The sequence below is a fragment of the Actinospica durhamensis genome (assembly GCF_018139695.1).
Classification (GTDB): domain Bacteria; phylum Actinomycetota; class Actinomycetes; order Streptomycetales; family Catenulisporaceae; genus Actinospica; species Actinospica durhamensis.
In genome coordinates this window covers 1-19,677 of the sequence record NZ_JAGSOG010000095.1, presented here as the reverse complement: position 1 = coordinate 19,677, position 19,677 = coordinate 1, and the positions used below count along the sequence as shown (strand labels likewise).

Annotated in this window: 17 protein-coding genes; 10 read left to right on the top strand and 7 right to left on the bottom strand. The window is 70.9% G+C overall.

The window, feature by feature from the left end; translation table 11 throughout:
• Positions 1 to 6: 6 nt before the first annotated feature.
• Complete coding sequence (locus KDL01_RS19345; protein WP_212529932.1) at positions 7 to 618, bottom strand: hypothetical protein; 612 nt, start codon at positions 616 to 618, stop codon at positions 7 to 9.
• A 204-nt stretch (positions 619 to 822) separates the two neighbouring features.
• Between KDL01_RS19345 and KDL01_RS19340 the strand changes: the two genes are divergently transcribed.
• Positions 823 to 2,085 carry an MFS transporter gene (locus KDL01_RS19340; RefSeq protein WP_212529931.1) on the top strand — a complete coding sequence of 421 codons (1,263 nt, stop codon included), beginning with the start codon at positions 823 to 825 and terminating at the stop codon, positions 2,083 to 2,085.
• A gap of 26 nt (positions 2,086 to 2,111) precedes the next feature.
• On the opposite strand, the gene KDL01_RS19335 is transcribed toward KDL01_RS19340, so the two are convergent.
• Positions 2,112 to 2,438 carry a hypothetical protein gene (locus tag KDL01_RS19335; RefSeq protein WP_212529930.1) on the bottom strand — a complete coding sequence of 109 codons (327 nt, stop codon included), beginning with the start codon at positions 2,436 to 2,438 and terminating at the stop codon, positions 2,112 to 2,114.
• Positions 2,439 to 2,489: 51 nt separating this feature from the next.
• On the opposite strand from KDL01_RS19335, the gene KDL01_RS19330 reads away from it, so the two are divergent.
• The 7 genes from KDL01_RS19330 to KDL01_RS19300 all read left to right on the top strand — a co-directional run bounded on the left by KDL01_RS19330 (position 2,490) and on the right by KDL01_RS19300 (position 11,591).
• The gene (locus KDL01_RS19330) at positions 2,490 to 3,080 is read left to right on the top strand and encodes a TetR/AcrR family transcriptional regulator (RefSeq protein ID WP_212529929.1); all 591 of its coding nucleotides are present in this window, start codon (positions 2,490 to 2,492) and stop codon (positions 3,078 to 3,080) included.
• Positions 3,081 to 3,313: 233 nt separating this feature from the next.
• A complete protein-coding gene (locus tag KDL01_RS19325; protein WP_212529928.1) occupies positions 3,314 to 4,510 on the top strand; it encodes an ROK family transcriptional regulator in 1,197 nt (398 codons plus the stop codon).
• Between the two features lie 308 nt (positions 4,511 to 4,818).
• A complete protein-coding gene (locus KDL01_RS19320) occupies positions 4,819 to 6,075 on the top strand; it encodes an ABC transporter substrate-binding protein (protein WP_212529927.1) in 1,257 nt (418 codons plus the stop codon).
• A 5-nt stretch (positions 6,076 to 6,080) separates the two neighbouring features.
• Positions 6,081 to 7,070 carry a carbohydrate ABC transporter permease gene (locus KDL01_RS19315; RefSeq protein ID WP_212529941.1) on the top strand — a complete coding sequence of 330 codons (990 nt, stop codon included), beginning with the start codon at positions 6,081 to 6,083 and terminating at the stop codon, positions 7,068 to 7,070.
• A gap of 55 nt (positions 7,071 to 7,125) precedes the next feature.
• Complete coding sequence (locus tag KDL01_RS19310) at positions 7,126 to 7,947, top strand: carbohydrate ABC transporter permease (RefSeq protein ID WP_438801973.1); 822 nt, start codon at positions 7,126 to 7,128, stop codon at positions 7,945 to 7,947.
• Positions 7,948 to 7,954: 7 nt separating this feature from the next.
• Positions 7,955 to 9,172 (top strand): Gfo/Idh/MocA family protein, encoded by a 1,218-nt coding sequence (locus KDL01_RS19305; protein ID WP_212529925.1) that lies wholly within the window; start codon positions 7,955 to 7,957, stop codon positions 9,170 to 9,172.
• A gap of 157 nt (positions 9,173 to 9,329) precedes the next feature.
• Entirely contained in the window at positions 9,330 to 11,591 is a 2,262-nt protein-coding gene (locus tag KDL01_RS19300) for a spherulation-specific family 4 protein (protein WP_212529924.1), read from the top strand.
• Between the two features lie 59 nt (positions 11,592 to 11,650).
• On the opposite strand, the gene KDL01_RS19295 is transcribed toward KDL01_RS19300, so the two are convergent.
• Positions 11,651 to 12,085 (bottom strand): DUF4232 domain-containing protein, encoded by a 435-nt coding sequence (locus tag KDL01_RS19295; RefSeq protein ID WP_212529923.1) that lies wholly within the window; start codon positions 12,083 to 12,085, stop codon positions 11,651 to 11,653.
• 16 nt (positions 12,086 to 12,101) lie between these two features.
• Between KDL01_RS19295 and KDL01_RS19290 the strand changes: the two genes are divergently transcribed.
• Positions 12,102 to 12,335, top strand: coding sequence for a hypothetical protein (locus KDL01_RS19290; protein ID WP_212529922.1), 234 nt, complete (start codon positions 12,102 to 12,104; stop codon positions 12,333 to 12,335).
• Here the strand turns inward: KDL01_RS19290 and KDL01_RS19285 are convergent.
• The 4 genes from KDL01_RS19285 to KDL01_RS19270 form a co-directional block, all read right to left on the bottom strand.
• Positions 12,307 to 13,155 (bottom strand): hypothetical protein, encoded by an 849-nt coding sequence (locus tag KDL01_RS19285; protein ID WP_212529921.1) that lies wholly within the window; start codon positions 13,153 to 13,155, stop codon positions 12,307 to 12,309. The genes KDL01_RS19290 and KDL01_RS19285 overlap by 29 nt on opposite strands.
• Positions 13,152 to 13,883 carry a hypothetical protein gene (locus KDL01_RS19280; protein WP_212529920.1) on the bottom strand — a complete coding sequence of 244 codons (732 nt, stop codon included), beginning with the start codon at positions 13,881 to 13,883 and terminating at the stop codon, positions 13,152 to 13,154. The genes KDL01_RS19285 and KDL01_RS19280 overlap by 4 nt, the downstream gene beginning before the upstream one ends.
• A gap of 49 nt (positions 13,884 to 13,932) precedes the next feature.
• Entirely contained in the window at positions 13,933 to 15,393 is a 1,461-nt protein-coding gene (locus KDL01_RS19275; protein WP_212529919.1) for a hypothetical protein, read from the bottom strand.
• 381 nt (positions 15,394 to 15,774) lie between these two features.
• On the bottom strand, positions 15,775 to 16,491 hold the full coding sequence (locus KDL01_RS19270) for a G1 family glutamic endopeptidase (RefSeq protein ID WP_212529918.1): 717 nt from the start codon (positions 16,489 to 16,491) through the stop codon (positions 15,775 to 15,777).
• A 1,200-nt stretch (positions 16,492 to 17,691) separates the two neighbouring features.
• Here KDL01_RS19270 and KDL01_RS19265 point away from each other — a divergent pair.
• Positions 17,692 to 19,536, top strand: a complete 1,845-nt coding sequence (locus KDL01_RS19265; protein WP_212529917.1) for a LuxR C-terminal-related transcriptional regulator — start codon at positions 17,692 to 17,694, stop codon at positions 19,534 to 19,536.
• Positions 19,537 to 19,677: the final 141 nt, after the last annotated feature.

Sequence of the window (19,677 nt, the reverse complement as noted above, 5' to 3'; positions counted from 1 at the left end):
ACCGCGTCAGCCGCAGATGGGCTGGACGACGCCGTCGTTCACGTTCACCGCGAAGCCGTCGCAGCCGCCGCGGATGTTGGAGAAGTGGTACTGCAGCTGCGGATTGGCCACCAGCGGCTTGAGCAGCGAGACGTACTGGTAGGCGTTGCCGTGTCCGGCCGTGCGCAGGATGTGGTAGGCCAGCTCGGGGGACATGCCGACCCAGTCCGGGATCGACGCGACCCCGCCCCACGGAGCGGTGTAGTACGTCGGCGGCTGGATCGCGCCCGCGAGGGTCGCGTTCACCTGGAGCGACTTGATCCGGGAGGTGGGGTCGTTGGTGTTGAAGACGAACCGCCAGTCCGTCACCTTGTACATGTCCGTGGTCGGGCCGCTCGGCGAGGCGCCGTCGGCCAGCATGAGGGTGGAGGTCGGGAACGACTCGCGCACGTCGTAGCGCACCACGTCGATCAGCTCGAGCAGCGTCAGCTGGTGCGCGTCCCTGAGCTCGGCGAGCGTGGCCGCGGGCGCGGCGGCCCGCAGCGGGGTGGCCGCCTGGGCCGCGCCGGCGCCCAGGATCCCGGTCGTCGCGAGCGCACCTGCTACCACCGTGGCCGCGAGAATATTCTTGATCTTCATACTTCTCCGTCCTCTTGCTCGTGTGCACTCGCTGGCCCCCGGCGTGCACCTGATAAAAGGATTCTGGCACGAAGAGTAATCGGTTTACGTCTTTGCGTGGTCGCGTCGGCGAGGCCGATCCCTGCGTCGCCCGTCGGCCGAGCCCGCGATGACGGATCCGACCGCCGCTGTGCGCCGATCCGCTCCGCTGCTACGGTAACGACCGTGACCGCTGACCGACCATCACCGCGGCGCTCGGAACCGTCGGTCGAGAGCCAACAGCGGGCGCTGATCCTCTCCAGCTTCGTGAACCGGATCGGCACCGGACTGTTCGCCGCGGCGTCCGTGCTCTACTTCACCCGCGTCGTGCACCTCTCGGCGAGCCAGGTCGGCCTCGGGCTGACCCTCGCCGGCTTCGTGGGCCTGCTGTCCGGCATACCCGTGGGGCACCTGGCGGATCGGCGCGGGCCCCGGTCCGTCACGCTCGCGACCCTGCTCGCGCAGGCCGTGACGATGGGCGCGTACGTGTTCATCCACAGCTGGGCCGCGTTCGCCGTCGTCGCGGCGCTCGACCTGCTCGCCGCGTCGGCGAACAACGCGGCCCGCGGCACCCTGATCGCCCGGCTCGGCGGCGAGGAACCCGCGGCGTTCCGGGCCCGGCTGCGGGTGTTCGTCAACCTCGGGCTGGTGCTCGGCACCGCCGGCGCCGGCGCGGCCGCGGCGCTCGACACCCGCGGCGCCTACGTCGCGTTGATCCTGGCGAACGCGGCCAGCTATCTGCTCTGCGCCGCGTTGCTGCTGCGGGTGCGGGAGTTCGCGCCGCTCCCCCGCGGCGACGAGCGGCACGGCATGCTCACCGCGTTGACCGATCTGCCCTTCGCCGCCTTCTCCGCGCTCAACGGTCTGATGGGCCTGGAGTACCAGGTGCCGATCCTGCTGCTGCCGCTCTGGATCAGCCAGCACACCTCCGCCCCGCGCTGGGCGGTCTCCGGCGTGTACCTGGTCAACGCGGCCCTGTGCACGATCCTGCAGGTGCGCGTCGGGCGGCGGGTGGACTCCCCGGTGGACGGCGGCCGCGCACTGCGGGCGGCGGGGCTGATCTTCCTGGCCGCGTCCCCGGTGATGGCGCTCAGCGCGGACGTGCCGGGCTGGGCGGCCGTGATCCTCGCGTTCCTCGGCGTGGGCGCGCACAGCCTCGGGCAGGTGCTGCACACCTCCGCCGGGTTCGCCCTCGGCTTCGGCCTCGCGCCGGACCACGCGCAGGGGCAGTATCAGGGCCTTGTCGGTATCGGCTACGACCTGGGGCAGTCGATCGCACCGTCGCTGCTGACCACCGTCTGCCTCGGCCTCGGGCAGGCGGGCTGGCTGCTGCTCGGCGGATTCCTCGCCGCCCTCGGCCTCGCCGGGCCGCCGGTGACCGCCTGGGCGCTGCGCCCGGCCACGCGTCGGGCTCCGGCCGGTGTTCCGACGGCCGACGCCGCGCCCTAAGCGCCAGGCGGACCTCGCGATCCTGGTCAGATGTTCCAGATGATCGGGTAGTTCACGATCGGCTTGAACACCACGTCGAGCGCCTCCATCTCCCCGCGCGCGATCACGGTCATCTCCTTGAGGTGACCCATCTGCGCCGCGTGCTCGTCGGTGTCCCAGGTGCTGACGTTCACGATGGATCCGTCCGGGGAGACCGCGGCGTACCAGCGCAGCAGCCCCGGCAGCCGCGTGATGGCCGGGACCAGGTAATCCGCCTGCCGCGTGGCCAGAGCGTCGACCTCGGCGTACCGGCTCGGCTCGAAGCTTCCGGTCGAGACGCGGAGCACCGCGGTCGTCGGCAACGACTCGGTCATGGCGTTTCCTTCCCCTTGACACATTACGTTCTGATACCCTATCAGATTACAATGAGCATTCCCCAGGCGAAGGCCGGGCGGCCGAGGGACCCGGCGCTGGACCGGGCTCTGCTGTCGGCCGCAGCCCGCCAACTCGGCGAACTCGGCTACGCCCGGATGTCCCTGGAGTCCGTGGCCGCCGCCGCGGGCACCACCGTGCCCAGCCTCCGCCGCCGGTACCGGAACAAGGCGGAGCTGGTGGCCGCGGTGATCGGCTCGTTGCGGGTCGAGGAGCCGCCGGCCGACGCTTCGACCCCGCGCGCGCACGCCCTGGCGATCCTGGAGAACTTCCACCACAATCTGCGGGCCGTGCCCGCGCTGGCCATCCTCGGCTCGCTGCTCGCCGAGGAGGAACGCCACCCCGAGCTGCTCGAGCTGTTCAAGACCCGGATCGTCGAGCCGCGCCGGGCCCTGCTGCGTCAGGCGCTCGCGGCCGGCTGCCTCGCGGACCGCGCCGACCTCGACGTACTGACCAGCATGCTGATCGGCGCCTTCTATGCCCGCCACCTCACCGCCGCCGGCATCCCCGAGGACTGGCCGGACCGCGTGCTCGGCGCGGTGTGGCCGCCCGACGCGGGCACCGCGCCCGGCCGGCAGCGCTAAGCCAGTACGCTGTCACGATCGGTGCGCGGCCGGAGTGGGCGGGATCCGCGCGCCCGGGCTTGCGGCCTTCCGTCATGCGTAAGGGGATGACCGCGGGTCGCGCACCACATAATATTTACGGAACGGATAAATAATTGGTGGCGGGCGTGACGTCTCCGGTGCCCGCCGGCGCCCTCGGGCCCGGCGGCGGCGCGGGCGGGCGGCGCGGTGCGTGTGGGACGAAGGGTGAGATCGTGGGAGAAACCGGTGCCTCCTGGCCCGGACAGGAGCCGGTGCTGCTGCGGCGGATCCGGCTGCTTTCCGTCATCGAAGCGCTGCGGGAGGCGGGGCCGACGCCGCTGACGGTGCTGGCCACCCAGACCGGCCTGTCCCGCCCGATCATCCAGTCGCTGGCCGACGAACTGGTCGAGATGGGCTGGCTCTCGGCGCTCACGCCGGAGGAACTCGGCGCCTCCGGACGCACGGTCGGCCGCCCGGCGCGGCGCTTCCGCTTCCACGCCGAGGCCGGTCTGGTCGCCGGGCTCGACATCGGCGCGCACGCGGTGACCGGGCTGGTCACCGACCTCGACGGCGCGGTGCGCGGGCGCGCGCGGCTGTCCATCTCCCCGGCCACGGCGCCCGCCGAGCGGCTGGACCTCGCCCACGCCGCGCTGACCGAGGCGTGCGCGGCGGCCGGCACGGAGCCGACCCGGCTGTGGCAGCTGGGAGTGGCGAGCACCGGCGTCATCGACCACGACGGGCGGGTCATGCTCTCGGTGGCGCTGCCGGGGTGGACCGGCGTCGACATCGCCGGGACCTTCGCCGCGAAGGTGGGCTGCCCGGTGATCGTGGAGAACGACGGGCGCGCCGCGGCGCTGGCCGAGCAGTGGCGCGGTATGGGCCGCGGCGTCGAGGACATGGTCTACGTGCACGCGGGACTGCGCACCGGCACCGGGATCATCGTCGGCGGCAGGATGCTGCGCGGGCACTCCGGCGCGGCCGGGGAGATCGGCGCGCTGCCCGCGGCCGGCTGGGCCGAGGCCCCGATGCACCTGCTGCACTTCCCCGGCATCGAGCCGGACGCGCGCCCCGAGCAGATCGCCGAGTTCGTCTTCTCCCGGGCCCGCGCGGGCGACGAGGGGGCGTTGGCGGCGACGCAGCGCTACATCCGGGCGCTCTCCGGCGGAATCGCGGCGCTCGTGCTCACCTTCGACCCGGAGTTGGTCGTCGTCGGCGGCGGCATCTCGCGCTCGGCGGACCTGTTCCTGGGGCAGCTGGTGGCCGAGCTGGAACGGGTGTGCGTGCGGATGCCCAAGGTGGTGGCCTCCCCGCTGGACGCGGAGTGGGTCGCGCTCGGGGCGGTGCGGGTGGCGCTGGACGCGGTGCAGCAGCGGTATTTCAGCGCCACGGCGCCGGATCCGCTGGCCCGCCCCGGCCAGATACCGGTCTGAGGCAGCTGCCGCTGCGGCGCACCCGAGGATACCGGCGCGGGGCACCGGATCTGTCGCCGCGTCACGCCGATTAGTGAGTCAGACTCATGTTGTTGCAGAACCGTAATGTATTTGCTCGAAAATGCTCAAAATTAACCTTGTGGCGCCACGAGCACGCACCTAGGGTCTGAGTACATCCCGGCGAACCGTACGCCGCCGATCCCTGTTATGTATCTACTCGACTGGACTTCAACCTGTGTTGGCGTCTGACGAGGGACGGGGCGTGAGACCGGGGTCCGTATCCACGGGCTCGAGAAGGGTGCACAACGATGAGAGCACACAAGATCGCGGCGCTGACTGCGTCGCTCGCGTTGACCGCCTCGGTGGCGGCGTGTTCGAGTTCGGGTTCGTCGTCCTCGGACGGCGGCCAGGTCACACTGAACTACGCGATCTGGGACCAGACCCAGGAATCCGCGATGCAGAAGATCATCGCGGCGTTCGAAAAGCAGAATCCGGACATCAAGGTCGATATCCAGCTGACGCCGTACGCGGACTACTTCACCAAGCTCCAGACCGCGGCCTCGGGCGGCTCGGCGCCGGACGTGTTCTGGATGAACGGCCCCAACTTCCAGCTCTACGCCGCCAACGGCCAGCTCATGCCGCTGTCCTCGCTGGGGGTCAAGACCGCGGACTACCCGTCCTCCATGGTCTCGCTCTACACCTATGGCAACACCCTGTACGGCATACCGAAGGACTTCGACACCGTCGGCCTCTGGTACAACAAGGCGCTGTTCGACGCCGCCGGGGTGGCCTACCCGACCGCGAACTGGACCTGGGCCGATTTCCAAGCGGCCGCGGCGAAACTCACCGACAAGGCCAAGGGCGTCTACGGCGTCGGTGCGACGCTCGAGGGCCAGGAGGACTACTACGACACCATCTTCCAGGCCGGCGGCCAGGTGATCTCGGCCGACGGCAAGTCCTCCGGCTACGACTCGCCCGCCTCGATCTCCGGGATCCAGTTCTGGACGAACCTGATCGCCAAGGGCGACTCGCCGAGCCTGGCCCAGATGAACGACACCGCCACGATCGACATGTTCGAGTCCGGCAAGCTGGCGATGTACTGGGGCGGCTCCTGGGACGCGGTCGCCTTCGCGGGCAACGCCAACACCAAGTCCAACGTGGACGTCACGGTGCTGCCTGAGGGCGTCAAGCGCGCCACGGTGATCCACGGCCTGGCCAACGTCGTCTACGCCAAGACCGCGCACCCGCAGCAGGCCGAGAAGTTCGAGCAGTTCCTCGGCTCGCAGCAGGCCGCGGACATCGAGGCGGACACCGGAACCGTCATCCCCGCCTACAACGGCACCCAGCAGACGTGGGTCAAGGCCTACCCGCAGTACGACCTGCAGTCCTTCCTGGACGAGCTCCCGTACGCGGTGCCCTACCCCATCTCGAAGGACACCGCGGCCTGGAACGCGCTCGAGGCCACCGACCTGACCAAGGCCTGGGACCTGAGCGAGTCGGCCGCGGCTGCCGCGGCGCAGCTGTCGTCGGGGATGAACCAGGCGCTCGCCAAGGAAGGCTCGTGACCGAGATGGCCACGCGCGATGTGGCCGGTCCGGCCGGATCCCGCAACGCCTCGCGCGCCGCGTCCCCGAAAGGGGGCGCGGCCCCGGCCGCGGGCCGGCGCCGGCGCGGGCGCGGGCGCGGGCCGAACACCTCGGCCTGGTGGGCCCTGTTCTTCCTGGCGCCGACCGGGATCGGTCTCGGCGTGTTCTACATCTGGCCGGTCATCCAGACCTTCTACTACAGCTTCACCTCCTGGGGACCGTTCGGCGGACACACCTTCACCGGCCTGGCGAACTACCGCTCGCTGCTGCACGACCCGGCGCTGAGCTCCGCGTTCCTCAACACGCTGTGGTACTGCCTGCTCGGTCTGCTCGGCATCCCGGTCTCGCTCGTGCTGGCCCAGGTGCTCGGGCGCCGCGGCCGCAAGGGCGTGAGCGTCTACCGCACGCTGATGTTCCTGCCGGTGATCACCATGCCGGCAGCGGTCGCGATCGTCTGGCGCTGGCTCTACAACGGCGACTACGGACTGGTCGACGAACTGCTGAGCAAGGTCGGCATCAAGGGCCCGTACTGGATCAGCGACCCGCACACGGCGCTGATCGCGGTGGCCATCGTCGGGATCTGGTCGACCGTGGGCTACAACATGGTGGTCCTGATGGCCGGCATCCAGGGCATCCCGCGGACCTACTACGAGGCGGCGGAGCTGGACGGGGCCGGGCCGGTGCGCCAGTTCCTCTCGGTGACGCTGCCGCTGCTGACCCCGAGCATCTTCTTCGTGATGGTCTACTCGGTGATCGGCTCGCTGCAGACCTTCGACCTCATCTACGTGCTGATCGGTCCGACGAACGCGGCGCTGCCGCAGTCGCAGAGCGTGATCTACCTCTTCTACCAGGACTCGTTCATCAACAACAACCGCGGGTACGGCGCGGCGATGGCCTTCGTGCTGATGCTGGTGGTCATCGCGGTCACCGGGCTCCAGTTCCGGCTGCAGAAAAGGTGGGTGCACTATGGCTGACTCGACCCTCCCGGCGCGGCCGGCCGGCCCCGCGCGCCGGGACCAGCCGAGGCGGATCAGGCAGCGGCTCGGCTCGATCGGGGCGCACGGCTTCCTGGTCGTCGCGAGCATCCTGCTGGCCGGGCCGTTCCTGTGGGAGCTGCTGACCTCCTTCAAGTCGCTGACCGAGTCGGTGCAGGTGCCGCCGACCTGGCTGCCGTCCAGCTGGCACCTGAGCAACTACACCGCGGTGTTCGACGCGATCCCGTTCCGCACCGAACTGTCCAACAGCGTGATCAACGCGGTCGCGCGGACGGTGGCGCAACTGCTGTTCTGCTCGATGTCCGCGTTCGCGTTCGCCTGGCTGAAGTTCCCCGGGCGCAACGTGGTCTTCGCGCTCTTCCTCTCGGTGCTGCTGGTCCCCTCGCAGCTGCTGGTGATCCCGCAGTACCAGATCATGCAGGACCTGCACCTGCTCAACACGATCCCGGCGCTGTTCCTGCCCGGCATGTTCAGCGCGTTCGGCACCTTCCTGCTGCGCCAGTTCTTCCTGGCCCTGCCGCCTGAGCTGCACGAGGCCGCGCGCCTGGACGGGGCCGGGCCGATCCGGATCTACTGGTCCATCATGCTGCCGCTGGCCAAGCCGGGCCTGGTCGCCCTCGGCCTGCTGACCATGATCTGGTCCTGGAACGACCTGCTGTGGCCGCTGATCGTGAACAACGACCCGGGGAAGATGACGCTGAGCGTCGGCATCGCCAATCTCCAGGGCGTGTACCTGACGAACTACCCCGTGCTGATGGCCGGGGCCCTGATGGCGACACTCCCGCTCATCATCGTGTTCGTCGTCATGCAGCGCCGTGTCGTCGAGGGCATCGCGCTGACCGGAACAAAGGGCTGATTCACTCATGAGCACTCTCCAAGAACTGCGGGTCGGCGTCGTCGGGGTGGGACAGCGCGCCGTGCTGGCCGAGTACGCGAACCGTCCCGGCTACTCGCGCGTGGTCTCCTGCGCGGACACCACCGAGCGCGGCCGCACCGACGCCCGGCGCCTGTTCGGCCCGGACGTCGCGGTGCACGAGGACTACCGCGCCATGACCGGCGACGACCTCGACGCCGTGTTCGTCTTCACCCCCGACTTCCTGCACACCGAGCCGGTGGTGCACTTCCTCCAGGCCGGCGTCGCGGTCTTCGTGGAGAAGCCGATGGCGATCGGCATCGAGGACTGCGACGCGATGCTGGCCGCCGCACGCACCCACGGCGCCCGCCTGTACGTGGGCCACAACCTGCGCCACCTGCCGGCCCTGCGCACGATGCGGCAGCTGATCGACGAGGGCGCCGTGGGCAACGTGCGCGCGGTGTGGTGCCGCCACTTCGTGGGCAGCGGCGGCGACTACTACTTCAAGGACTGGCACGCCGAGCGCGACAAGACCACCGGCCTGCTGCTGCAGAAGGGCGCCCACGACATCGACGTCATCCACTGGCTCGCCGGCGGGTACTCGCGCGAGGTGGTGGGACTCGGCGGCCTCACGGTGTACGGGGAGAACCCGCACCGGCGCGGCCAGGACGCGGGCTTCGCCGACCGGCGGATGCCGGAGTGGTTCGACCGGGACGCCTGGCCGCCGGCCAAGCTGCGCGACCTGAACCCGATCATCGACGTCGAGGACCTCAGCATGATGACGGCGAAGCTGGACAACGGCGTGTACATGAGCTACCAGCAGTGCCATTACACCCCGGACTACTGGCGCAACTACACCGTGATCGGCGACGCGGGCCGGCTGGAGAACTTCGGCGACGGCATCGAGGGCGACCCGGCGGTGGTCCGGGTCTGGAACGCGCGCCGCTCCGGCTACCGGGCCGAGGCCGACGTCACGGTGGAGATAAGGCCGGACACCGCGGAGCGGCACGGTGGCGCCGACCAGCAGCTGGTGGCCGAATTCCTGCGGTTCGCGGTGGAGGGCGGCCCGACCGAGACCTCCCCGCTGGCCGCGCGTGAGGCGGTGGCCGCCGGGGTGGCCGCCACCGAGTCCCTGCGCGCCGGCGGCCGCCCGGTCGCGGTGCCCGAGCTCGATCCCGCGCTCGCCGCCTACTTCCAGGCGCACCAGCGCACCGACGTGCCGGTCTGAGCGCGCCGGACCCGCACCCGTTCCCCTTCGCATCCGCGCGATCCCCAGTCGCCCGGTGGCGCCGCCGTGCCGTGAGTCGACCCCCTCACGGCCCCGGCGCCACCGGGAGCACCACCAGCACCATGACACCCACGGCACCATCAGCTAGGAGGAAGCCATGGATCCGACGACTTCGACGACGCGTGGACGTCCGCGGGGCGGGCGCCGCACCCGCGCCGTCGCGGCGGTGACCGCGCTGCTCACCGCCGCGCTCGGGGTGTGGGCGAGCGCCGCACCCGCGCAGGCGGCGGGCTCAGGGACCGGCCAGCAGCTGGCCATCCCCGCCTACATCTACCCGAGCGGCACCGGACTGACCGACTGGCAGGACATCGCGGCCGGCGGCTCGAACGTCGGCTTCGCCATCGCCAACGTGGCCAACGGCCCGAGCGGCGCGGTCGACGCGAACTGGACCACCGCGCTGAGCGACGCGCACAGCGCGGGCGTCAAGGTGCTCGGTTACGTGGACACCGGATACTTCGGCACCGCGGACGGCCGGCTCACCCGGCTCGGCGGCGCCAGCATCAGTGACTGGCTGGACCAGGCCGAGTCCGACGTCAACCAGTGGTACAAGCTCTACGGCTCGTCGATCGGCGGCATCTTCTTCGACGACGCGCTCAACACCTGCGGCACGAACAACCAGTACGCGAACCTCTACGCCGAGCTGAGCCAGTACGTGAAGGCCACGCACCCCGGGGCGTTCACGGTGATCAACCCGGGCATCGACGTGCCGAGCTGCTACGCGAACAGCGCGGACGTGATCCTGCGGTTCGAGGGCAGCTACTCCTCGTACCAGAGCTTCACCCCCGAGTCCTGGGAGTCGGGGTACGACCCGCGCAAGTTCATGGACATCGTCTACTCGACGCCGTCCGCGAACCTGTCCACCGCGGTCAGCCTGTCGAAGACGGACGGCGCGGGCTACGTCTTCTTCACCGACGCGGGGCTGCCCAACCCGTACGACGTGCTGCCCTCCTACTGGAGCAGTGAGCTGACGGACCTGCCGGCCAGCAGCACCGGAACGCCGAGCACGCCGGCGACGCCGACCGCGAGCGGAATCACCGGCACCGGGGCGACGCTCAGCTGGACCTCGAGCTCGTCCGTGGCCGGCTACGACGTCTACGAGAACGGCACCTACCTCGGCGAGTCCACCTACACCTCCGGTACCTCGACGTACGCCGTGACCGGCCTCAAGCCCTCGACCACGTACAGCTTCACGGTCAAGGCGCGGGATCTGGCGGGCGACGTCTCGGCCGCGAGCTCTGCGAAGTCGGTGACGACCAGTGCCGCGGCGTCCAGCGCGCCGACGGTGCCGACCGGGCTCGCCGCGAACACCACGCTCGCCAACAGCACCGGGCTGTCCTGGACCGCGTCGACGAGCTCTGACAGCACCGTCGCGTACTACGACGTGTACGAGGGCGGCAGCCTGATCCTGACCGTCCCGGCGGCCGACACGTCCGTGCAGTTCGACGGCCTGTCCCCGAACACCGCCTACAGCTTCACCGTAGCGGCGGTGGACGCGACCGGCGGCACCTCCAGCCAGACCGGCGCGGTGTCGGTCACCACGCTCAACCCCGCGTCCGCCATCTCCAGCCCGAGCTCCACGCTCACCTCGAGCAACGCCACCTACAGCGCGACGTTCAACTACGAGTACTCCTTCAACGACGTCTGCATCGACTCCGACGCCAGCTCGGCCACCGGCTACCAGGTGACCTCCAGCGACGGGACCGTCGTCGGCTGCGACTACTTGATCGAGAGCGACGTGCTCTACAAGTACGCGGGCACCGGCACCGACTGGACCTGGGCCTCGACCGGGGACACCCCGACCCAGAGCGTGAGCATCGCGGGCGGTGGGTTCCTGTACTCGTGGCAGATCACGAGCTCCTGGCTCGGCTCGTTCGCGAGCACCGAGCACGTGGTCTTCCTCGGCAGCGGCTTCTCCCCCACCAACAACCCGGCCTACAGCGCGCTGGTCACCGTGACCGAGGGCGCCAGCGCGGTCGTGGCGGGCGCGTCGTCGTTCACCGCGAGCTCGGCAAGCTTCAGCGGGGTGTTCAACGGCACCTACACCGACGACCTCGTCTGCCTCGACACCGATGACAGCACGACCACCGGCTACCAGGAGAGCGGCGGCACGGCCACCATCGGCTGCGACTACCTGATCGACAACGACACGCTGTACAAGTACGCGGGCACCGGGACCGACTGGACCTGGACCGCGCTGACCGGCGACAGCCCGAACGAGACCGTGAACGGCTCGACCGTCTCGTGGGGCATCGAGACCTCCTGGCTCACCTCCCCGGCGAGCACCTGGCGGTTGGTCTACTCCGGATCCACCAGCGGCGCCGCCGCGTTCAGCAATACCCTGACGATTACCGAGTCGTAAGGCTCGGCGTCCGCACCGAGACCCCCGCCGCCCTCCGCGCGGCGGGGGTCTCGGCCGTCTCAGCCGCCTGAGGGGATCACGGCCTGCGCGGCGGACAGGACCGGCGGCACCTTGATCCCGGCGCAGTCGGACGGGGAACCGGAAGCGCTCGCGGAGAGCTGGACCGGATAGGCGTGGTCCACGCCGGGCGGCGTCACGGTGAACGAGGAGAAGGCGGGGCAGGAGGTCGCCCCGTTGATCGGGTTGTCGGAGAAATTCAGCGGCAGCCAGGCTTCGCCGCCCGGGACGAGCGTGACCCGGCTCGGTCCGGTGCCCGGGCTCGCCATGCCGATGTACGTGTCCGTGGTGTCGGCGCCGCGCACCGTCGCGCCGGTGCTCAGCGTGCCGACGACGGTCGGGAATCCGGTGAGCGTGCACGCGGCGGTGCCCTGGTTCACGATCTCGACGACCAGCTCGGAGTGCCCGGCCGCCGCGGCGGATCCGTCTGCCTTCACCGTCAGCTGCGTCGCCGTGCAGGTCGCACCGGCCACCGGGGCCGATGACGCCGAGGCCGGCGGGGACGACGCCATCGTCACCGGGACCGACACCGGCGCGCTACCCGGCGACGCACCGCCGCTCGCCGTCACGGACACACACCCCGCGCACGCCGCGGCGAGGGCGGCGCAGATCACGGCGATCGTCGGTCTCGTCGTCTTCGTCGGTAAACCGCGAGTCGTCATCTCTGCCTCATCGCAAGGGTCTTGACGTGGTCGGAGGGCGCGTGCTCGGCGACGGCCGTCCTGAGCGCGAGCGCGCCCGAGGCGACCCGGCCGGCCCTGACTTCGAGGTAGCACTGCCCGGACCCCGCGTGCCCCGTCGCCCGCACCGGAAACCAGAACTCGTCGACGCAACCGGTCCGGCGGAACAGGACTCTGTCTCCGCTGAAGCCCCAGGGCGCGGCCACGGCGCGGAAGGCGCGGTGCTCGGTGACCTCGGCGAGCGTCGTACGCGCCGGGAAGAGCAGCGCGCGGCGGCAGCGCGGCGTGCGCACTTCGAGGTCGGCGAGCGTGAGCAGCGCGAGCGTGACGAGCGCGAGCGCCCAGGCGGATGCCGCGTCGGCGCCGGGCAGCTCGGCCGGGGGCCGGACTCCGGCCAGCGCGCCGACCGCGCCCGCCAGCGCGATGCACCCGGCCCGGGCCACGGTCCATCCGGTGACGGCTTGCTTCTTCGCGGCCTCGGGGCGGCGGGTCCGGGCCGCGCAGCCGCAGTCCCCCGGGATGCCCCGGAAGATCACGGTGCTGAGCAGCGCCACGAACACCGCGCCCTCGACCGCCATCAGCGTGTCCGCGACCGCGGGGTACCCGCCCGCGCACACCAGCAGGCCGACGCCCGCCTCCGCGCATCCGGCGGCTGCCTGGAAGCCGCGCCAGCGGCGGTCGTTCAGGCGCAGCGCCTTCTGGACCGCGGTGCCGTCGCCGGTGCCCCGGGCGGTGCGCACAAGCTTGGCCGCGCCCGAGAGCACCAGCAACGCGCCGCAGCCGGCCACCGCTGCGCACAGCGGTGGCCAGGACTGCGGCTCGGTCACGGCTTGGCGCTCAGGTAGAAGCAGTAGCTGGCGTAGTTGTAGCCGGGTGCGCCCACGTTCAGGTCCACGTCGGCGCTGTAGCCGCACACACCCTGCTCGTCGTACTGCCACAGCCGGGTCGGGACCGAACTACACGACTCCGCGGCCCAGGCCGGCGGGCTGGCCAGGCCGCCCGAGCAGCTGGAGGTGTACTCCGGCTCGCTGGACCACACCGCGTTGCAGATCGACGTGGTGCCGTTGTAGTTGTCGATCACCGTGCAGTTCGGCGGCGCGGCGTCCGGGTCGCAGTACAGGGCCGAGTACGTCTGCGCGGCGTAGTTGTAGATGTGGGTGGCCCAGCCGGTCCAGTAGCCCGAGCTGAGCGAGGTGGACGCCTCCTGGTCCAGCCAGCACCACAGGGTGTTGTTCGTCGGGTACTGCAGGGAGCTGACGTTGGTGTAGATGTACGCGAGGCTGGCCATGTACTGCTGCGCGTCGGCCACGCCCTGCGCCGAGGAGCTGCTCAGGTGGGACTGCGTCGGCGCGCTGATGATGCCCAGAGTGTGCGAGGTGCTGTAGTTCCAGACCCCGATGCACTCGTTCACGGCTCCGGAGGCGGAGCCGTTGACGACATCGGCCGCCGGGGACGGGCTGAGGTAGCGGATCCAGAAGTTCGGGTTCTCCCCGAATTCGGAGAGCGCTCCCGGACCCACGGACTGTACCGTGCCCGCGGTGTCGTAACCGGCCATCTACCTTGATCCTTTCGTGGGTGGGGGTGGGCGGTTCGCGTCGGCCGGTTCAGTAGACGCCGGCGACCAGGACATCCGTGGCCGCGGCCGTGACGTACTCGAGCCCCGGGGTGAAGAAGCTCAGACCCGTGCGCGAGCCGGCGGTGAGCGTCAGCAGGTTGCCTCCGGCGAGTTGGTAAACGCCGGTGTAGGACTCGCCGTGGGTGTAGGAGGCGGTCAGTGCGCCGGTGGCGATCCGGTAGGCGTTCAGGCCCCCACTCCCCGCGGCTCCGAGCGTGTAGAGCGTCGTGCCGTCGCTCGACACGCTCGCCCCGCGCACCGGGTAGCGCACCCGGGGGTAGTCGATGGCTGCGACGGAGGTGAATCCGGCCGCCGGGTCGAGCACCGTGGCCCGGCCGAAGGCCGAGTTGGTCAGCACCACGGTGCCGTCGGGCCGGGATTCGAGAGTGATCGAACCCGGCTTGGCCGCGCTCACCTCGTGCATCGGCGCGACGGCCACGGTGCGCAGCGACCCGTCCGAGGGCGAGAACGCCTCGAGGTCGCGCCCGGCGACCACCCGCGCGACATGCCCCGTGGCCAGGATCTGGGCACCGACGCCACTCGGCCACGGGCCGCGCGAGGCGGTGGTCAGGTCGGGCGTGCCGGAGCCGAGCGGCACCGCGTAGAACTCGGTGGTCAGAGTCGGCTGCGCGGAGCCCTTGGCACTGCGGATACGCGTGAAGTCCTGGACGGCCCAGAGGTACAGGTGCGTCGCGTCGGCCGCCGCGTCGGTCAGCGCGAGGTACGGGTCGGCGCCGAGGCGCAGCGGGAACGGTCCGCTGAAGGTGGCAGTGGCGCGGTGGAAGTAGGCGACCTGGTGGGTCGTCGTCCAGGCGTACCCGGTGGTGACGGCCGCCACCCCGTTCGCCGGGACCTTGTGCAGGGTCCTGGGTGCGGACGGCTCGCTGACCGCGACGAGCAGAGCCACCGTGTCCGTCCCGGCGAACACCGGCTTGCTCAGGATCGAGGCGGCCGAGGAGGCGCCGGGCAGCGCCAGCGTGCGCTGCGTCGCGGTGACGCCGGTGCTCGTGTCCACCAGGGTCAGCGTCACCGCGCGGGGCGTGCCCGCCGCGCTGGTGGACACGAGTGCCAGGGTATTGCCGTCCGCGGACCTGACCGGCGCCACATCCAGCCCGGTGACGAGGTTGGAAGCCGCACTCTGGCCGTCAACCGGAGCGCGGCGCTCCTCAACGCCCGGATGCGTGGTCGGCCCGGTGGTGCCGTAGAGGAAGAAGTGGGGCGTGCCCCCGGCCGCCGCGGCCGTGGCGGCGGAGCCGGAACCGTCGGCGGCGCCCGCTGTCGCGGCCTGGGCGGTGGAGGCGGCGATCACGTCGGGAAAGGCGATCAGGGCCGTGATACCGAGGCCGCCGGCCACGGCCGTGCGGCGGGTGGCTCGGGGAGTGTCGGCCGTCTCCTCGCGAGCGCCGAGGGCATCGTCGGAGCCCCGTGCGCTATGGCGTCTGATGACCACGCGTTCACCCCTTTCAGGGTACGTCGTCTTTCGAACACGGTGGGTGTGGGTGAGCCGGCGCGCCGGAGGGAGCGCGGCGCGCGCGATGTGCCGGTGCGGGTGTGCGGCGACGCCGCCCGTGGGCCGGGCCGCGTATCAGATCACGAACTCAGGCTCATGCGAAACGGGCGAACGCAGCGTGATCGCCGTTCGCGCCCTGCTCGAGGGCAGCCGACGATGACGGTAGCACCGCGCGGGCGCCCCGTAAACAAGTCACGCTATCGACAACTTTGTTGAAAAAATGTTACGTAGGGTCGCAGGGCACCGAGACACGAAGAGGGGCCGGGTTCGACGAACCCGGCCCCTCGTGTGGTCACCGCCGAGCGGTCACCGACACGGGTTTTACTCGTGCAGGAAGGTCTCGGAGAAGCTGGTGCCGCCCGAGAGCGCGCTGGTCTTGGCCTCGTAGGTGCCGTTGGAGCTCGGGTCCATAGCGACCGGGCTGAAGGAGCCGAGGGAGGCGCCGTTCACCGTGGCCGAGCTGAAGTTGAGCGTGCCGAAGTTGGGGTACGAGCCGGTCGGCGACTCGATGATGACCTCGGCGCTCTCCCGCTTCGCGGAGGAGAGGGACTTGCTCACCGAGTAGGTCCAGCCGCGGGTGGTGTCGGAGAGCTTGAGGGTGAACTTGCTGCTCGCGTAGGTCACCGAGGCGCTGATGACGTCGCCGGTCTTGACCGGGTACGAGCTCAGGCTCAGGTAGACCGGGTTCGCCGGGTACATCTCGTACCAGGGCTCGTCCACCGGACTGCCGCTGGAGCAGTCGGTCGCCACACCGGTCTGCTCGACGGTGGAGGTGCCGTACCCGTCGAGGCCGACCCAGGGGGCGTAGAGGTCGTTGGTGGACGCGCAGGTGGCGGCCGGCTCGGTCCAGGTCGCCGCGACCGAGGTGAAGCCGCTGCCGGTGGCGGCGTAGCCGCCCCAGTTGTAGCCGTTGATGTTGTAGTGCAGGGGGCGGAACGACGCGCCCTGCGCGGCCGCGGCGGTGGCCGGGACGGCGGGGGCGACGACGGCGGTGGCCGCGGTCGCGAGAGTGGCGACGCGTATGACGAACTTGCGCACGCTGGGCTCCTTCGTGGGTGACGATCAGGATGCTCATAAGCCGTCCCGGGCGCGTGGGTTGCGGCACGAAACGGCTCTCATGAAGATTGCAGACGGCGAAAGAGCCCGGCAAGACCTTCGGGGCCGTTAAGTGTTGAGCGATTTCCCGAGCCGGTCCGGGAATCGGCGCCACCGCGCCGGAACGGATGCGCCACGTCAGTGATCGCATACCGAGCGTCATGGCACTGCGTTACGCGATGCACGACGCATCGCCCGGGATGCGGCACCCGCTCCATGAGACTGATGATGTTTAGGGGTAAGGGGGCGCACGGGATCGAGCATCAGATTTCGTTGCGGAATACTTCCTGTCTGACGGGCGGGAAGCTATATTCGAGGTCATGTTTGATGAGTCGTGGTCAGTACCGTCTGATCGCAGGACGGCTGAGGGACACCCGGTGAGTACGGCATCCCGGGATTTACCGGTTCACCGTGCGACGCCTGTGTCTGACGTGGCGACGCGCACCACGTGTTGAAACGCATGGACGAAGCCCGCTCGAATCCGTAATCTGTGCGCCGGTGGACGTACTCGTTTGGCTTCCGTGCGGCTTTCGTTGTTTGGTGATGAGCATTCCGTCCATGCATTTCTACGGACAAAGAGCACAGAGCACTGACGTCGACGGCGTCGGTGCGGCAGGATCTTCGGTCTCGGACCAGGTGGTGAAGTGCCGAGCGCGGATTTCAGGATCGACCGTCGGCTGGTGGGCCGACCGAACGGAACACGGCGCGAGCGGACGGGCGGTGGCACCGGACCGGTGTACGCCCCGCGTCCCCCGGGCCGGCACGTACGCGACATAAGGGAACCGGCACGCCGCTGACACCCCTTCGCGGACGGCGCACCCGACCGCCGGCGCGGCTGCCTCGCCGGCCCTCGCGGGCGCACCGCCCGCGAAGCGGCGCGCGCCCACACCCATGCCGAGCGGCGCCTCGACGATCTCGCGCCACCGCTCGCAGCCCGAGAAGTGAGAACCCCCATGCTCCGCCCGGAAGGCGTCTTGCTGTGTCCACAAGCGATTCCAGTACCGGCATCTTATGGCCCGGCCCACCCGCACATCCCGACCGCGGCGGCGGCGTCGAGGCGGTGACCGGCTCAGAAACCCCGCCCCCGCCCGAAGATCGGGATCGGGATCGCGCCCGCGCGGCCCACATGCCGGAGCCTGCCTGATGCGCGCGGCCGACGGTTCGCAACCGGCCCGCGGCGCGGCGGCTGGCACCCGGCTCGCCCTCCCGCTCGACTACACCGTCGCAGACCTCGATGAACTCGCGCGGACCGGCGCAGTGCAGGCGTTCACCGCGATGATGCGCCGCGACCGGCCCGCGTTCGGGCTCGACGCGCGCAACCACGCCGACATCGCGGACGTCTGCGTCGCGGTGCGCGGGCGCCCGGCCGATCTGGAGCTGGTGGCCCGGATGGCGACCGGCGGGACGGGGCTACGCACGATCGCCGACGCGCTGTCGCGCGGCGACTGGGATGGCGGCATCGCGGTGCTGGCCGAGCGAGCCGCGGGTCCGCCCAGGGCGGTGGAGACCGACGCCCTCGAACGCCTGGTGCTGGCGGCCGCGGCGCTGTGCCCGGACGGGCTCAGCGACGAGGCGCTTGAGCTGCTCTCCGGACGGCCCGACGTGGCCGGACCGCTCGAGCGCCTGATCGGACAGGGGCTGGTGGAGGCGTCAGAGGACTGTTCCGGGACGCTGTGCGGACCGGTCGCCCGGCGCTACCGGCTGCCGCTGCGGGCCCTGACGGCGGTGCGCCGCTGCACCGCCGACGACCGGAAGCTGCGCGAGGCGCACTGCGGCTACTACCTGGACCTGGCCGAGGTGCACGCCGACGGCCTGTGGACCAGGCGGCAGCCGGACGCGCTGACCAGCCTGGGCCAGGAGCGGCGGAACATCGCGACGGCGCTGCGCTGGGCGATCGCGAACGGGCGCCAGGCTCGCGCTGCCGAACTGGTGCGCCGGCTCGCGCCGTACTGGCGCCGCACCTCCGAGCTGCTCACGCTGCGGTCGCTGGTACTGGATCTGATGGAGTGCGATCCGGCGCCGCCGCTCGCGCTGCCGGGGCTCGGCGCGTTGGCCGCGGACATGTTCGCCCGGCTGGGCGAGCACGAGGCGGCGTTGGACGCGATCGCGGCGAGCGGCGGTACGCAGACCCCGGTCGGGGACGAGGCCGCGCGGGCGGATCAGCTCTATGCCACCGGCCTCGCCCTGTCCGCCTCCTCCGGCGCCCGCGCGGTGCACCAGCTGCGGCGCGCGGTGGCGGGCTACCGGGCGGCCGGCGACGAGGCGGGCGCGGCGGACGTCGAGTTCGACCTGTCCGGGCTCGAATTCCGCTTCGGCCGGGCCGCGGACGCGTACCGCACCGCGCGCTCGGCGCTGGCCGGGACGATCCGCCGCGGCGACGAGCTCACCTCGGCCGCGCTGCTGCTGCGCCTCGGCGCGTTCGCGGCCGCGGGCCGGGACCGTTCGGCGTCGGCGGCCTACGTCGAGCGGGCCATGGTGAAACTGCGCAATCTCGGCGCCGCCGCGGCCGTGGGCATCCTGGCCGGGCAGGTCAACTCCCTGCTGGAGCCGAGCGTGGTGCGCCGGGCCACGCATCTGGCCCGGCTGCTCGGCTCCTTCTCGGCCCGCCACCGAGCCGAGTTCGCGGACGTCTCGCCGCAGTGCCCGGTGGGCGACCGGGAACGGCAGCTCGCCACCGTGCTCGGCGAGCGGGCGCTGATGGAGGCCGCCGCGTACGGCGCCGGCCTGCCGCTGCCCGAGCTGTTCGCCGAGATCGCGGCCGAGATGTTCGGCTCGCCCGCAGCCCGGCCCGAAACCGCGCCGAGCGTGCTGACCCGGCGGGAGACGGATGTGGCGCTGCTGGTCGGCGAGGGGCTGACGAACCGTGAGGTGGCACACCGGCTGGCGATCTCGGAGTGGACGGTGGTCAACCACATGCGCCAGATCATGCGCAAACTCGACTGCTCCTCCCGAGTGCAGGTCGCCCGCTGGGTGGTCGCGACCCTGTGACCGCCGCAGGCGTGTGGGTCGTCACGCGAGACGACGTAATCCGATCCCCGGTCAATCGTCATAGGCGATCGGTGACCTGGGATCGGCTGCCGGGTCACGTTGTCGCGCCGGATCGGCGCTGCGAGCTCGGCGGTGTCTGCC

Coding starts and splice junctions, on each gene's coding strand:
- KDL01_RS19345 (WP_212529932.1), bottom strand. CDS start 618: ATGAAGATCAAGAATATTCTCGCGGCCACGGTGGTAGCAGGTGCGCTC.
- KDL01_RS19335 (WP_212529930.1), bottom strand. CDS start 2,438: ATGACCGAGTCGTTGCCGACGACCGCGGTGCTCCGCGTCTCGACCGGA.
- KDL01_RS19330 (WP_212529929.1), top strand. CDS start 2,490: ATGAGCATTCCCCAGGCGAAGGCCGGGCGGCCGAGGGACCCGGCGCTG.
- KDL01_RS19320 (WP_212529927.1), top strand. CDS start 4,819: ATGAGAGCACACAAGATCGCGGCGCTGACTGCGTCGCTCGCGTTGACC.
- KDL01_RS19315 (WP_212529941.1), top strand. CDS start 6,081: ATGGCCACGCGCGATGTGGCCGGTCCGGCCGGATCCCGCAACGCCTCG.
- KDL01_RS19305 (WP_212529925.1), top strand. CDS start 7,955: ATGAGCACTCTCCAAGAACTGCGGGTCGGCGTCGTCGGGGTGGGACAG.
- KDL01_RS19300 (WP_212529924.1), top strand. CDS start 9,330: ATGGATCCGACGACTTCGACGACGCGTGGACGTCCGCGGGGCGGGCGC.
- KDL01_RS19280 (WP_212529920.1), bottom strand. CDS start 13,883: ATGGCCGGTTACGACACCGCGGGCACGGTACAGTCCGTGGGTCCGGGA.
- KDL01_RS19265 (WP_212529917.1), top strand. CDS start 17,692: ATGCGCGCGGCCGACGGTTCGCAACCGGCCCGCGGCGCGGCGGCTGGC.